This is a genomic window from Candidatus Nitrosocosmicus franklandus, assembly GCF_900696045.1.
GTDB classification, from domain to species: domain Archaea; phylum Thermoproteota; class Nitrososphaeria; order Nitrososphaerales; family Nitrososphaeraceae; genus Nitrosocosmicus; species Nitrosocosmicus franklandus_A.
The window spans coordinates 2,309,887-2,325,470 of the sequence record NZ_LR216287.1 but is presented as its reverse complement, the minus strand read 5'-3'; the positions used below and the strand labels follow the sequence as shown (position 1 = coordinate 2,325,470).

Below are 15,584 nucleotides of genomic sequence, written 5' to 3'. Positions count from 1 at the left end.
TTTAGATAATCTATCTTTTCATTAAAAACCATGGTTGGTTTGATTTCAAATCTTATAACATTATTAACTTTTTTAGAAAGAAGGTTTTTAGAATAACTAGTCTAGTCAAACAATTTTCAATTATGCCCATAGTTTTTGCTAGAGTATGAATACAACTGAATTAATGAATGGATAGAAATAAAAGTAAAACCAAATTAAAAACTGTTAAATTATTTTCTGACGAGTGAAATTACAAAAATTTTCTTAGAGTTTGATAGCATTTTATTCATAGTTATACCTATTGACAATTTCTTATCTGTAAAGTAATATATTCATGAGACTGTAACTTAGATATTAGTAAAATTGCGAATCTTGACTAATTTAATCAATTCAAGTTTGATTCGCAATTTGTCGATAAAATCGGTTTTAATATTTTTTATAGTTGTTGAGACATGCGCATTTATTTTATACTTTTCAGGAAATTTTGGTAATTATAATATTGCAAATATTTTGTCATCAGGTATCCTTTCTGGCTTGAGTTTAATTTTTATATTAAAATATTCAAATTCTATAGGCAAAATTAACAATAGAGAATTATTTATTCTCTTGTCATTTTCATGCTGGTTTATCGCTGAGATATTGTATGGCTACATCAATGGTTACCTTCAAATAGATGCGTACCCTTCGTTTGCGGATTTATTTTATGTTATGGGATATATCTTTTTCTTCGCTTTCTTATGGCTAATGAATAAAGTTTACAAAATAGAGCTTGCTTACATTTTAAGCGCCATTATTACGTTCTCTCTAGTAGCATTTTATATCCTGTATGTTTCAATTTTTGTGTACGACATCCATTCCTTTAGTGGCAGCGAAGCAGATCTCACCTTATTATTTGTCTACCCAATTGTTGATCTGTTTATAGTAATGGGTTCGATCATATTTTATCTTAGGGGAAGAACAATCTCGTTAAACAAGGGACATAATTTCTGGATTTTTATATCCATGGGGGGAATAATTTTCTTTGTTGCAGACGTTATTTTTGGATTTAATGATCTCTTTCGTATCCTAAGTGATGAAAACACCTATCTATCCGATTTGTTTTATAATTTAGGGTATTTGTTATTCGGGATTGCCTTTATTGTAAGAATAAGTTATCTAGCATTTTTGCCCGATGCAGGTAACACAAACAGTAATAATACAAACACAAGACCCAAGAATATAAAAAAGAATTAGGAATGTTCTACCCCAAATGCTATTTTTACAGTCGAGTGGTATTGGGTTATTTTCCCGGTATTAGAATCTACTTTTGCAGTCATGTCTTTTAGCTCAATACCCGTTATACCATGAATTGTTTTCTTGGCCTCAGCTAGTGCCACCTGCGCTGCATCTTCCCAACTTGTTGGAGAAGCCCCTACAATTTCAATAATCTTAGCCACATGTGTCATTATATCAATTTTTTAAATATTATACTTTATATACCCTATAAAGAAATATTTTACTCAGTTTTATTAGCTCTAATAGTAAAATAAATATACAAATCGACCAATTTTTGATTGATAGAGTACTATCAACAAAAATATAAGAAATGGAAATTTGGATTATAGTTTGAAATAAGATTATAGATCACCAGTTTGGATATCACAAAATAAACGACCTACATTCATCAGTCGTTTGATATAGAAAATACCATTAGCGGTTTTCTTTATTTTCTTCAAAATCGAACTCATCCGAATATGGTCATGAACATATGTTACCCGTAAAAGTAAGATGTATTATGTATCATATAGAATAAAGCTTAAATTAAATAGGTCCCTAAGTAACATTTATCATTCTATATGTGTCTTGTTCTTTGATAACTAGACAAAAGCTGCATAGGATTAGATGGACTTTATTTAACATTTGTTTTCAGATAGCAGATTATCACAACGCAAAGTACTACTGAGCATTGTTTCTACGGGTTCAGTTACTGGAAACTATATCCCATAATAAATTGAAGTGTGAGGATTGCGCGTCATAACAGGAACAGTATCCCAAGAAACACAACTCTACATTAATGTCTTGAATATCATGATACTAGACTAGAGCTGGATTAACGGTTTTCGGATTAGTTGCCGCAAAGTTCAATACTTTATCGACACAAAAAAATAATGAGTAAGGTATGATGTAGATTACCATAATTGACATAGTAATTAGATTCAGTAAAATAGCATCTGCTTAAGCAATTATACCAATGGTAAAGCATTCCAGTAATTATCAGCCAATTCTACTTTTATTACTTTCTGACTTGTGCTTGCCAACTTAAAAAGCATAGAATATGAATCAATCGACTTTATCAATCAAATTAACGTATCTGTATCTAACCAAAATAATATAATTCGATGATTTCGAAAAAAGTTTAATCCATCATTGCTTGATCTCTTACGGCATTCATCTGTTTGAGAATAGTTTTTATGCGTTTCGCGTTCCTATATATAGAAGTAGGAGATTCAACATCGATCCATTCCTTTTGAGAATTGTCTATATCATAACTGTATAACATCGACTGTAGATCTGGTCTTGTGGCTGCCAAGATATCTGCAGACAAATCAAAGGATTGTGAAGTATTTGAATTGACATATTGCAATAATACATCAAAGATTTTCTGACTAAAAAGATATATTCCTAGTGCTTCAGGATACTCCAGATTTATCACAGGTTTTTCGATAAAGGATTGTATTGTGTAAATGTTATCAGTGTTGCGTCTTTTGATCAATACCCTACCTGTTTCCTCGTAACGCCTAGACCTGGTCACAATCATTCCCAAAGCATGATTCTCTTGCATACCAATCCCCAAAAATTCAAATTTTTTATACATGTCATCCAAATCAATCGCACAAAGATTATCAGTATACCATATCAGAAAGCAAGATTCGTTTCTCAAAAGATCTTGGCATTGAAGCAATGCCCCTCCAGTGCCACCTTTCTTATCTTCAATAAATCGGATTTTTTTTCCAATTAGGTTTTCCTTTCCTTCAAAATAGTTAATGATCTGTTTACCAAACGAATCAAATTCACAAACAATTATGATTTCAGAAATAGATGAAAACTTGCAAATGTACCTAATTACATGATCTATTATTGGTCTTCCATCTATTGGGATCATGGCTTTTGGACAATAATCTGTGAAAGGTTTTCCTCGCGTTCCCAATCCTCCAGCTGGAATTACAGCCTTCATTTGTTTACTTTTGTACGATCCAATAAAAACAAATAAGTTACTTTCTGTAAGGTTCATCTATATATTCAAATAAATATTCGCCAACATGATTCAAAAATCGAGGTATAAATTCACACTAACATGCAGTTTTACCTCGGCTTTGATTGAGGCAATAAATTAAATCGATTAACAATACGAGTTAAAAAGAGGGTATTCAACTATTTTTCCTAAAATGGATTTGTAATTTTGTTTTCGCTAAGATTTAAATATTTTTGAATTCATATACACGTATGCCTCCAAACGGTTCTCAAGAGCAAAGTCCAAATCATTTCATGGTTTTGGATGCAATATCAAGAGGGGTCAAGAAAATAGGAGATATAGCAAAAATGACTCGGTTATCAAAGGACGAAGTAGAATTGATTGTAAATGATTTAAAAGCTCAGAAATTAGTTTTTATTAATGAGAAAAAAGGATTCTTTGGAGGTAAGAAAATAGAAGTTTATGCTACAGATGTAGGATTCAAGGTTTTAGAATCAAAAAAACAAGAATTATCTAACAAATCAAAATATATGCAGCAGTTATACGAGACAGGTAATAAGGCCCAACTGCAAAGCTATATGGAAGATAATAGAGCCTGGATGCCCATGATGTTATTTTCTGGATTAATAAATATGGTAATGTTTACATCTATGATGTCATTTATGGGAATGTCAATGACTCCAGCGGAAACGACTCAGGCTGAAGCTCAAGGAAGCGAGTCTGGTACTACAGGTGCTGAAGATACTGGCGCCGCATCAGACGACGGTGGTGGAGACTTTAGTGACGCAGACTTTGGAGGAATGGATATGGGAGGATTTGATTCGTTTTAATTGGAGATTGAAAATTCATTCCAATCAATAAGAGTATATAATCAGATATTATCAAGTTTTAATTTTTATCTAATAAACCAAATTTGTTCAAATACAATGAGTTTTGTAAATTATCTACCTTTAATTTAGTAAACGACAACCATAATCGATCGGAGCGATTTTTGTGCTATAGTTTCGTCTAGAATTAGTTCAAATACGTGTAATAAAGTAAGTGAGCATAATCATTATTTTTTATCTATTGAGTGGAACGAAAATTTTCGGTCCTATGCATACTGTGCTTATTCACCCAATTTGCAATTCAAATCGGCTTTTTGCCCATAGTTGAGAAGAGTTTTTCAAAATAGTCATACACGTAGTGTCTATATTCTTTAAACTTTGAATAGAGTCCAGCAGTATATTCATTCTGTCATCTCATTAATAAAATTAAATAGATCATGATTCAAAATGAATTATTAGGTGTGTCGTCCAAGGCTTTCGCTCCTAAAATTAAATTAGAACACATGGTCACTTTTAGTGATGCAGTATTTGCTTTTGCACTAACCTTGATGGCCTTGACGGTTGACATTCCCGATCTTGAATCAAATCTCACTGAACAACAACTTGTTCAAGAACTCGTCGACATGATACCTCAGTTAGAAACATATATTTTAAGTTTCTTTATTATAGCTCTTTTCTGGATTTCTTATCATCAAGTATTCAATCACATAAAAGAATCACATATTACAATTGTGCATCTAAATCTAATTTTTTTACTGCTAATTACTATTTTGTCAATATCAACGTCCTTGGTTATCTCATTTAACGAATATCAGATCGCCTACTTAATTTACTATACAGTAGTCATAATTACAAGTGGACTGATGTTACTAATATGGTGGTATGCAAGTCGGATAAAAGCAATTGATGAAAATACACATCCATTATACAAAAAAGGAATGTTAGTTCAACTGAGCATTATACCAATTGTATTTTTTTTAGCCTTATTAACTTCATTTATTAGTCTAACTGCAGCACAATATTGTTGGTTAGTCATCATACCAATCTATATATTGATCCGGCATAAATTCAAACACTAGGTGGATAACTTGCTAACAACACCAGACGTTTTGTTTGCAATAAGACTATCAACAGGCTCGTCCATATTATTAATTGGAATAAAATTTTTTTAATAAAGTGGACATGACCATCTATCCAAGACACCATAAGTCGACCAAAAAAATGGAGTATTTGAATAGTTACCTAAACTTATAAGCTATCTGGACGTTGATTGTAACTTCCTGTTCTCCGGGGATGATGGGTGTTGATGACCCCTCAAAGGTAAAAGCTTTTTGCATAAATTGTTCATCAAAAGGTATAGGGGAGAATCCATCTGTATTAATCGATATAGATTTAATACCCATAATGGAGGCACCAATCGCCCGTGCGGTAATCTCTGCTTTTTGCTTTGCATTTACAATCGCTTGTTCAATTAGTGTATTTCTAACATTTTCTAGTAATTGATCCGAAACTTTGAAATCTACTCCATTTATAGTGTTAGCTCCCGCAGACACCGCAGAATCGATCCAAAGTGAAATATTTTTGAGGTTAGGACTCTGGATAGTTAATATATTAGAAACGGTAAAACCAACCGTATTTATGATATTCCCGGATTCCGAATAATTATAGTTAGGTTGAATAGTGTATTGAGAAGTGCTAATCTCATTTTCCTTAACTCCGTTGGCAATTAAATTGGAGATAGTTTCATTTACTATTTTGGAGTTGGAAATTAAGGCATCGGTTGCTGTCATATTGGTAGATTGAACACCTACAGATATTGTTACCAAATCAGTACTAACTTTGCCCGTAGCAGTCCCTGAGACATATAATGTATTATTATTAGTATTGTTATTGGGAGGTTCAAAATGAGTGCTATTGGGCATGTTAGAAACGTTGGCTTGGGCAAAAACCTTACCAGACTCCATGCTAAAGAGTGTAAGAGTTACAAATCCAAAACTCACCCCAACTAGCAAAATAATCACAACGCTACAATTCCCATTATTCAAATTTTTGAATTTACTCAGCATTGTTTGTTAAGATGTGTTCGAATATTTAAGATGACCTCTGTATTGATAGAAAAATGTCTATCGGTTGTATTGATACTATTTTTGTTATCTTGAGTGACCGAAATGCAATTTAAATGCTAATTGCAGAATTAACATTATAGTATACAGTATAGGATATTAATACACATGGTAATAGTTATAAACATGTTACAACATTCATTAATATGCTAATGAAATATCAAATTAAATTCGAAAATACCCCACTAATAAAACTCGATCAAAATTTGATATACAAATTAATTTATTCTTCTTGGATAAACGGTGTTTTTTCGACTACCAAGCAAACTAACACTCGGTGAATACAATGAGACCTACTGTAAATGGTTGGCTGTTTGATATACATCATATAAAAGATCAAATGGTATTATGGATTAAGCAGAAAGGAGGCATAAAAAGATTAGAATATCCATGGTCACCTTCAATATACGTTGCATCGAATCTAAAAAAAGACCTATTAGCATTACTAGATGACAACAAAATCCTGTCAATGATCAAAAGTTATAATTTTGAAACTAAATACGAGTATCCTCCTTCAATTAGTAACAACCATAAAAATAAGAAAGAAGTTTTAAAGTTAACTTTGGCTGATTCATTTAATATATTAAATTTAGCAAAAAGAATTGAAAAACTTTCTATCCGATTTGGACACTATCGTTTATACAATGTGGATATATCACCTGAACAGGCATTTTTATATGAAAAGGAACTATATCCTATGGGGATATACAACATAGAACGTAATACGGAGGAGAATTTAGAAGGATTTAAAGAATATCAAATAAGTAATGACAAAAATGACAATATCGATTCATTCGAATATGCTATACCAGAGCTAAAGTTTCTGTCATTTGAACTGATTTCAGAAAAAAGATCAATATTGAATAACATCAGAGATGAAATTTTAAAGATAAAAGTTCTGGTTTTTAATAATGATGTCCCAATTAAGGACGCATTTTATGTATTTAAAGAAAACGAATTGGAAACGATATTAGAATTTGCTTACGAGATTAATAGAATCGATCCGGACATAATTCTTACTACGGGAGGCGATCAATTTCTATTCCCACATCTATTATATAGAGCCAAGGTAAATAAAGTTCAAAATCAATTACTAGCAAATCTAAGCAGAGAAGCCAATATCGAATATATTTTAAAAAAGAACAAATTATTTTTAAATACAGATACTGAAGGTGGATCCAATTCTTCATCATCATTTTTCTCCTATGGCAGAGTGTATTTTAGACCTCGGCCGTTTTTCTTATACGGTAGAACTCATATTGACATCAATAACTCATTTATTTACAAAGATAACGGTTTGGATGGATTGACCGAGTTAAGCAGAATATGTAGAATACCTATGCAAATAGCATCTAGATCCACAATAGGCAAATGTCTTAGTAGTTTATATTTTTATAATGCCCAAAAAAATGATATTTTAATTCCTTGGAAGCCCACCACGTCAGAAGTATTTAAATCGTTCTCTGATTTATTAAAGTCGGACAAAGGAGGATCCATCTTTGAATCAAAACCAGGAGCATACGACAATGTAGCAGAATTTGACTTTGTATCATTATATCCAAACATCATGTTAAAAAAGAATATATCTTCTGATACAATCAATTGTAGTTGCTGTAATCCGGAATCGGAATCGGAATCGGAATCAAAAGATCGGGTTCCAGAATTAAAGCATCTTTATCACATATGTAAAAAAAGAACAGGAATAGTTCCACTGTCATTAAAAACTGTGTTAGACAGACGTTTAGAATACAAATACAGAAAAAATAATTGCAACAATCAATCGGACAGTCATATGAAATTAAGAGATCGGTATGACAATAGACAAACAGCATTGAAATGGATTCTTGTTACCTCTTTTGGATACTTAGGATTTAGTAATTCAAAGTTTGGACGAATAGATGCGCATATAGCAGTATGTGCTTTTGCCAGAGATTTATTATCGATTACGTCAAAAATTGCAGAAAGACATGGATTTGAAATAATTCATGGTATTGTAGATTCAATTTGGGTTAAAGAAAGAGAACTTCAACTTAAAACTTCAAGTATAAAAGACGTAAAGAAAATGGCATATTCGAAGAAAAGGCTGAAAGATTTAAAATCAGAAATAGAAGAACTAACAGATTTTTCAATCTCATTTGAAGGAGTCTACAAATGGATTGTTTTTGATTATTCAAAATCTAGTCCCACATTACCGGCTCTAAATCGATATTTTGGAGTATTTGATGATGGAACCATAAAAATGCGAGGAATTGAGGCAAGAAGACATGACACCCCCGTGTTTTTTATAAATTTTCAACAAGAGTTAGTAAATACTATGGCAGGTTGTGAAAATATTAATGAGATAATAAAGAAAATACCACACTTAGAAACAATCTATAAAAAATATAAGAGTCTGTTAATCTCTAGAAAAGTTAACTATACCGATTTGATATTTACGAAAAGAATATCGAAGAACAGCAATGATTGTGAGGACAGAAAAACTATAGAAAATTGTGTACTAAAGAAATTAGCCGAAGGGGGAACGCATTTACATGCAGGAGAACAGATAAAATACATCATTACTGATTTTTATAGTAAGAATTATTTAAACAGAGCCACACCCATAGAATTAATTAATAAAAATAACCCTAATTATGACAAGAAAAGATATTTAGAGATACTAAAGAAGACTTACGATTCAGTAACTAGAGTATTTTATCAGAGATGATAAAATTACGAGAATTCAGAAAATCTATTGATCAAATCTAATGGTGTAATATTACTATTAACTATAATTTCTCTTACAACGTGTAATTATTATTACATAATATAAACGTTATGTATGCTGTTAAAACTAATTAATTGCTAAATCTATGTAGTATAAATCAAAAAAGAAACGAAAAGAATATTGATTTTTTAGCGCTTGTGAACATCAGAAAAAAAGGTCACAAAAAAGGTTGTGAATAATTTTGTTAACTCGTGGTGTTTAATTGACCTCTGATTTCTCCTTCAGGATTTTGTTCGGTATGGAAGTTTACATAAGTACTGCTATTTTTCATTGCAGATATCAAATCAGCGACTGTTTTACCTTGCAATGGTCCCTCCAAATTATCTGCGGTAATTGTGCCATTTTCAGAAACTGCATCCTGTGTAGTATTATAGCTAAACAATGTTACCACAATAGGACCGTTTACTCCTTTTTCACCACTGTGTATATGTCCTTGTGTTACTCCCGAGAGGTTAGTAGAATTCAAGAAGTAGTCAATAGTTTCGTTAGCAGGTGCGATAGGTACGAATATAGCCTCTGCGGTTGCCTGAGTATCAACAGGTGGAACTTCCTCTTGGCCTGTTAGATTTGCAGAAAATTCGTGATTTGCGAACACGGTTGCGACATCTGTAATTGAAGATAAAACAAATACGCCTCCTAATACTAATCCCATGGCTAAAAATAAGTCTGTAATATTTTTAGTTCTCATCCATCTATTGACAATAATCTACTATATAATCACTTTGCCAAGATCAGTATCCAATGGTTTCACATAAGAACTTTGGCAGGCTCAAAAACAAGATGCAAACCGAATGAAAAAGGCGGGTAAAAGAATTAAGAAAGAATTATTACTCCTTACCACCTTTGAATAAAGGAACTTCCTTTGGTATAGCTGATTGGTAAAATTGAAAAATTTGATTCCAGGTATTATAACAGTATGTATCAGCAGCCTCAGAACAAATTCACAAAGCAAAACAATACAGGATATTGATGAGACAATCTAGAACAGAATATCAATTCCATAACATATGCCTTTAACCAAAAGTTCAAACCAGTTTAGATAAAGACTTTACTGCGTATATTCACTATTTGTGTGTTGACCAATTTCGCAATAAACAGATGTGGAAAGTTTATTTCTACAACAACACCAAAAAGCAACGAATTAATAAATCCAAAACAAAAAAGGATCAAAAACAAAGGAACAGCAAAAAATAGTACAATGGAACAATATTTAGATTGGTTGAATATCCAAGGTTAGTATTTCACTGAAACGAATCCGCTCTTAACCATTAGCACTGTTATTTGAAGACTGGGAATTCTCTGACTGTCCAATCAATTGTTTTGCTTGGTCGATATGGTTCTTTGCGCCATCATAATCTCCGTTATCCATAGATTTTTTTGCTTCGTCCAAATGAAACTGAGCCCCAGGACAGTCAAAACAATATGTCCCAAATGACACCTGAAAAATACCGCTTCCTATACTAGTAACGACAACGAAAATGACGATTGCCATACCCAATGTTATTCGAGACCTATAATTCATAAACAAATATCATAAAACCATATATTAAAAGATTATTCGAGTCCATAAAGATTTTTGGTTGTATAAGGATATCATCGCTTTGTATTTATAAAGTAACAATGAAAATCCTCTTGAATAAACGGCAGTGTAAAGAGCATTAACTTTGCTGTATGTTAAAATTTCAAATGGATCCTCATAAAATAATTATTAGGACATGTTTTACCCTTGTTGCCAATATCGAGTCTAGATCTACCTAAACTAATAACATCTGTAATTTATATTTGATTATGACAAAGTCAAAATTTGTTTATTTATGAAATATTAGATCTCAAAAAAATATATTTTTTCGTCATATTAGTGGCCAGAGTGAAATCTGGAGCTAATCTTAGTGAATATGATTAATTACCATATTTAGTTTAAAAATGATTACTCTTCTATTTTAGTAAAATTTCAAATACAAAAAAAAATTAAAATAAAATTTTTCTATTTCACTTATTGTGTTGTATTACCGGCCATGTCGGTAGCATTGTCCATGGTCATGGTCATGTTACCATGGTCCATTGGCATTGTTGAATTGTCCATGGCCATGGTCATATTATCTTGTGCTAGAGCTGGAGTAACTGTTGCACCAAACATTGATGCTGCGGCAACTATGGTTAAAACTACGAAAAGATTTAACTTGTTCATGCACTCTTATATTTTATTTACTTGTATATAACACTTAGTTTAGTACTAGTATAATTTTCTGCTATATTTTTATGATTAGAATATACTGTATAGTTTCAAAATAGTGGTATTTTCTTCTTGCTTAGGGTAGACATTTGAATGAGAGCCGGTTTTTAATTTGGCATTTATAATAGATTTTGATATTCATATGTAACCACAGTGAAAATAGTTTGTTTTGTAGAAAGCCAAAATTCTTTTGACTATATGGTTACTCATAAAAGACCTGAATTCCATATATATACAATAGTGATAGACCCTCTAAGTTGCTTGTGCTCTCTGCTTGAAATAATTAATAGATATTTTTAGAAGAATATACTCAAAAATCGGCATGAAAATTTCCATGTCACAACATTCTGGTTCTACATTCTAGTCAGACCCGAATCTCGAGTACCATTCTCGATATCCATTGAAATATGGTACCATCTCCAATCGGTAAACGAATACGCTATACCTGTCTACGCATTATAAAGACATGTTAGTATTTCGTATCATATATTTAGCACTATAATCCTATATGGGTAATAATTTTTATGAAAAAAAAGTATTTCCAGTCAAAATTTGCTGATAGGAGGATACTTACAACATGATTATAAAAATATATCATAATAATAATCAGAAAAGATTTTCCGAAAGCTATTTAAATTTCCGGAATGATTAGGTATCGGTATAGTGGATGGAATAGTTCAGAATATAGATTCAAAGATAATCGATGAATACTGTATAGAGTTTCTACGACAAACTAATCCTCAAACTGACAATGATATTAACCCAGGTGGATACTACAAGGCAATTTGGGCAAGGGATGCAGCATTCATTTTATTAGATCAATTTTTAACCGGAGATTTGAGGACAGCAGTAAAGCAAATTGCCATGATTTGGTCACATCAAATAGGAACAGAGGCTTCTCCAGCGGTTCTCGAATTTAGTAAAGCAAAGGGTAAACCCCTACTGTACGGAAGAGGTTCCCCTGAGTTAGATTTTAGATCCAATATTGTCGAAGAGAACACATTGATTAGATTCGAAGGTGCTCTTCCTACCACAATATACTATGAAAAAGGATTTTGTGAGATATATGGACAAAACCCCGATATTGATTCTACGGCATTAATGATTCACGCCACCTCGTGGATACTAAGCAAATCAATGGACATACAGAAAGAAAGTAATAATACTGATAAGTTATCCCATAACATTTCAGTTAAAACCAGGGATGTCAACCCGACTGATAGAAAAGGCCCATTTTTTGAAAACTCATTTTCCGATCTGTCTACTTATTTAATCCCCCGCATGCTAAAGGCAGTTAAATATTTACAAAGTAGAGATGTGGATGGTGATGGACTGTTGGAACAAAAACACAATGAAGATTGGATGGATACATTACTTCGTACAGGAAAGGTCGTTTATAGTCAGGCGTGTTGGATTCTCGCTTTAAAGAGTCTTTCTAATCTACTGCTAAAGGTTGGAGATCAATCTAATGCCATGAAAATTAAAGAAATGGCCCAAAGAGCCATATTAGCAGTAGAACAAATCTTGTGGTCAGAAGATGATCAATGTTACGTAGATCTTTTGGATGCGGATTTACATTTAGACGAAAAAATGCATAACAGATTTGTAACGCAGGACATTTCATTGTATCTTGTGGCCCTGACCGAAGGTAGTGACGAGACTTCTTTCAAAGAGGATGGTCAAATCCATGGAAAAAAGACTCAAGTCCATGAAAAGGTAATAGATTCAGAATCAGTTAACAGGGCACTGCGTACTCTTGATTCTCTTAAGAAAAGAATCTGGAAGAACGAAATCCCACTAGTAACAGAAAGAGAGATAACTAAAACAGGACCTTGGGTTCTCAAGGCCAATGAATATCATAATCATACCTTCTGGGCATGGATTACAGGGATTGAAATGATCTCTAGATACAGATATGGTAAAATAGAAGATTTTCAAAGTTTGTTTTCGAAATTTATTTCACCTAATAAAATAAACCAAAATATGTTACACGAATGGGTTAATCCCATTACTTTCGACGGGAAAGGAGCTTATCCGTTTAAGACTGGCATATCATCAATCAGGTTAGCAGCATGGGACCATATATGCAAACAAGGTTTAAAATCTTCTGCTGACTAGCCAGTGCAATTTAATGAAATATTTTAGCTTATTTCATAGATAGATTTATCATAGTCCACTTTAAGCGATAAGAGTTGTCCTAAAGTATCTTGTACTTACAAGGAGTAAACTCGCTAAAGAAACTGTAAGTTTGCATTGTTGTAATTTATAGGAAATATCCAAATCAGATTTTTTAGGATAAGTTATAGATGTCGACCGTTATGCTGCAATGGTACATATTCGAGTCCACAACTCCTTGAGAAATCAAAGAGTATTCAAAAGATTTTTCTGTTGTAATAGCATCTGAACGATTATTTTGATCGTTGAACTATAATATTTGGCCCTACACCAAATTATCAGAGTATCGGATTAGATGATTAGAACATTTACTTATCTCCAGAACAACAAAGAATACAGATTTTGCTACTATTTGTTCTGAAAAATATGGATTCCAAGTTAGGTTAAAGAAACTAGTATGTATTATGAATAAAATTGTAAATAGATCAAAGAAAATTAACTACAAGTCTCAAAGAAGATTCCTGTTGTTAGTATCATTACTTTAATGGCTAGATAGGGAAAATTTTAATCGATGAGAGTATCCATAAAGCGTCAATGTTCTGAATCGATCAAAATATTTTTGTCCTTTGTTTTTTGTTGGTTGTCAGCTCCGTACTTTTGAGTCCCTCCTTTATCGATAATCCTTTGTCTCTCCAAATCACCTTCGGGTATTTTTTTGCCACCTTTGTTATTCTTCTCATCAAACATTAGATTGTCAAGTACTGATTTACATCATATTATTTAACAGCGATAAGGTTTCAATGTTCGTTAATCCATCGCTAGATAGGTGCATACCCACCATCTTATTATTGGGAATGGAATGGTGATTAAATATCTATAGCAAAAAACATAGTCACTTCTTACTAGCCTTGCCGAATAGATGTTTAACATAATAGTGATTAAACAAATTATTTCTATAATACAGATCAAATAATGGAGCACGTCTTTGGTTTAGGCAAATATCAATTCACCCCGTAATTATTCAAGAAACATCGCCATCTTGGATTAATAAAGACAGAGATTTGAATTATCTAGTAAGCAAATAATAGTAATATCTATAATCTCGTATTCGATAAATTTAAACTGAAGCTGCTGCAAATCATTCGATCAAGAACTTACCAGGTAATCAATTCCTTCTGATTTTGAGTAATGACAATAATAATTACTAAAGAGGTCGTATTGCCACTACATCTAATCCAACTAATTAATGATTTCTTTAGTAGTGTGATATAAGTCAACATCCACAATAGAAAATATGGTCCTCTGTAAATCATCACATTAAACTTTATAAAATAATCCCGTTTATCTATCTATCTTATAATTATATACCAGAGGTCGGCCACATTATTCCAAGTCAAAAAAGATAACAATATTTTTGACTGGCAAATCCGGCATCTTGCTTCGGCCAGTGCAAAACGCCATTTTATATTAGAATATAGAAAATATACCGTTCAGTTTGATACCAGACGCATAGTGAACCAAGCTTTTTTCTTTTAATTCATCTAATGTATTGTCTATGAAGCTGCTATCATATTTTGATTTAATAGCATAGACTTTGTCAAGTGATTCGCGTTCATTTTCACAATAGTTTGTGCTATCTATCAGAGTAGCTGCAACTTCTAACCAATTAGCATCCTTGTCTTTATACAATTCCATAAACCTAGTTGCGAAGGCAGGGTCAATAGTCTGAGATGCATTATCGTTTCTGTCCATAAATTTTTCATTTAAGTCCATCTTTTCGTAGTAATAATTAGCCAGCTCGGGTGAATAAGGACCGTTATTATATATATTAAATTCGTATCCAAAATTGTTTTTTAGCGTTGTTTGTGCCAAATAAACATATTTTTGTAGCTTTAATCGATTTATAATACCACTTACGTCGGTTTTTAACATATCGTGTATGTTTATCATCTTATTTTCATGGAGAAACTTGATGAAATCCTGCAATTCCACAGTCATATGTGTTGAATAGATACTATACGTAGAACTACTATATTAACAGGATGTTATATCATCATCATGTTTAGATATATAAGAATATTTTTGACTTTCTTGGCATTTAATCAAAAACTTTTGATAATATCATAAAGGATTTATTAGTTAGAATTAATTATCTTGGATTCATCTATTTCTTATGAGTCGATATTATATGGAAAAGTAATTCTAATCCAAGTTACGGGCATTTATTAATATAGAAATATCCAAAAATTTTAATAGATTACATGGTTTTAATCCCATATTTTTTCATAAATTTTTATTCTTGTTGGTT

Annotated in this window: 13 protein-coding genes; 5 read left to right on the top strand and 8 right to left on the bottom strand. The window is 32.1% G+C overall.

Annotated elements, in window-relative coordinates; translation table 11 throughout:
- Positions 1-723: 723 nt before the first annotated feature.
- Entirely contained in the window at positions 724-1,212 is a 489-nt protein-coding gene (locus NFRAN_RS10915; RefSeq protein WP_172602311.1) for a hypothetical protein, read from the top strand.
- Here the strand turns inward: NFRAN_RS10915 and NFRAN_RS10910 are convergent.
- Together NFRAN_RS10910 and NFRAN_RS10905 are read right to left on the bottom strand one after the other, a co-directional pair.
- Positions 1,209-1,424 carry a dodecin family protein gene (locus NFRAN_RS10910; RefSeq protein ID WP_134485017.1) on the bottom strand — a complete coding sequence of 72 codons (216 nt, stop codon included), beginning with the start codon at positions 1,422-1,424 and terminating at the stop codon, positions 1,209-1,211. The genes NFRAN_RS10915 and NFRAN_RS10910 overlap by 4 nt on opposite strands.
- A 950-nt stretch (positions 1,425-2,374) precedes the next feature.
- On the bottom strand, positions 2,375-3,193 hold the full coding sequence (locus tag NFRAN_RS10905) for a nucleotidyltransferase family protein (protein ID WP_172602310.1): 819 nt from the start codon (positions 3,191-3,193) through the stop codon (positions 2,375-2,377).
- Positions 3,194-3,444: 251 nt separating this feature from the next.
- On the opposite strand from NFRAN_RS10905, the gene NFRAN_RS10900 reads away from it, so the two are divergent.
- Positions 3,445-4,041 carry a MarR family transcriptional regulator gene (locus tag NFRAN_RS10900; RefSeq protein WP_232038001.1) on the top strand — a complete coding sequence of 199 codons (597 nt, stop codon included), beginning with the start codon at positions 3,445-3,447 and terminating at the stop codon, positions 4,039-4,041.
- A 458-nt stretch (positions 4,042-4,499) separates the two neighbouring features.
- A complete protein-coding gene (locus NFRAN_RS10895; protein WP_172602309.1) occupies positions 4,500-5,117 on the top strand; it encodes a TMEM175 family protein in 618 nt (205 codons plus the stop codon).
- A gap of 159 nt (positions 5,118-5,276) precedes the next feature.
- On the opposite strand, the gene NFRAN_RS10890 is transcribed toward NFRAN_RS10895, so the two are convergent.
- Entirely contained in the window at positions 5,277-6,104 is an 828-nt protein-coding gene (locus NFRAN_RS10890; protein WP_134485014.1) for an SIMPL domain-containing protein, read from the bottom strand.
- Positions 6,105-6,447: 343 nt separating this feature from the next.
- Between NFRAN_RS10890 and NFRAN_RS10885 the strand changes: the two genes are divergently transcribed.
- On the top strand, positions 6,448-8,868 hold the full coding sequence (locus NFRAN_RS10885) for a DNA polymerase domain-containing protein (protein ID WP_232038072.1): 2,421 nt from the start codon (positions 6,448-6,450) through the stop codon (positions 8,866-8,868).
- A gap of 244 nt (positions 8,869-9,112) precedes the next feature.
- Here the strand turns inward: NFRAN_RS10885 and NFRAN_RS10880 are convergent, their stop codons facing one another.
- From NFRAN_RS10880 to NFRAN_RS10870, 3 genes are all read right to left on the bottom strand, one after another.
- Positions 9,113-9,616, bottom strand: a complete 504-nt coding sequence (locus NFRAN_RS10880; protein WP_197731182.1) for a CHRD domain-containing protein — start codon at positions 9,614-9,616, stop codon at positions 9,113-9,115.
- A 573-nt stretch (positions 9,617-10,189) separates the two neighbouring features.
- Positions 10,190-10,450, bottom strand: a complete 261-nt coding sequence (locus tag NFRAN_RS10875) for a hypothetical protein (RefSeq protein ID WP_134485012.1) — start codon at positions 10,448-10,450, stop codon at positions 10,190-10,192.
- A 471-nt stretch (positions 10,451-10,921) separates the two neighbouring features.
- On the bottom strand, positions 10,922-11,116 hold the full coding sequence (locus NFRAN_RS10870) for a hypothetical protein (RefSeq protein ID WP_134485011.1): 195 nt from the start codon (positions 11,114-11,116) through the stop codon (positions 10,922-10,924).
- Between the two features lie 708 nt (positions 11,117-11,824).
- Between NFRAN_RS10870 and NFRAN_RS10865 the strand changes: the two genes are divergently transcribed.
- Positions 11,825-13,279 carry a GH116 family glycosyl hydrolase gene (locus tag NFRAN_RS10865; RefSeq protein WP_134485010.1) on the top strand — a complete coding sequence of 485 codons (1,455 nt, stop codon included), beginning with the start codon at positions 11,825-11,827 and terminating at the stop codon, positions 13,277-13,279.
- 588 nt (positions 13,280-13,867) lie between these two features.
- On the opposite strand, the gene NFRAN_RS13975 is transcribed toward NFRAN_RS10865, so the two are convergent.
- On the bottom strand, positions 13,868-14,023 hold the full coding sequence (locus tag NFRAN_RS13975) for a hypothetical protein (RefSeq protein WP_172602308.1): 156 nt from the start codon (positions 14,021-14,023) through the stop codon (positions 13,868-13,870).
- Between the two features lie 720 nt (positions 14,024-14,743).
- Entirely contained in the window at positions 14,744-15,274 is a 531-nt protein-coding gene (locus NFRAN_RS10860) for a hypothetical protein (RefSeq protein ID WP_134485009.1), read from the bottom strand.
- Positions 15,275-15,584 lie beyond the last annotated feature (310 nt).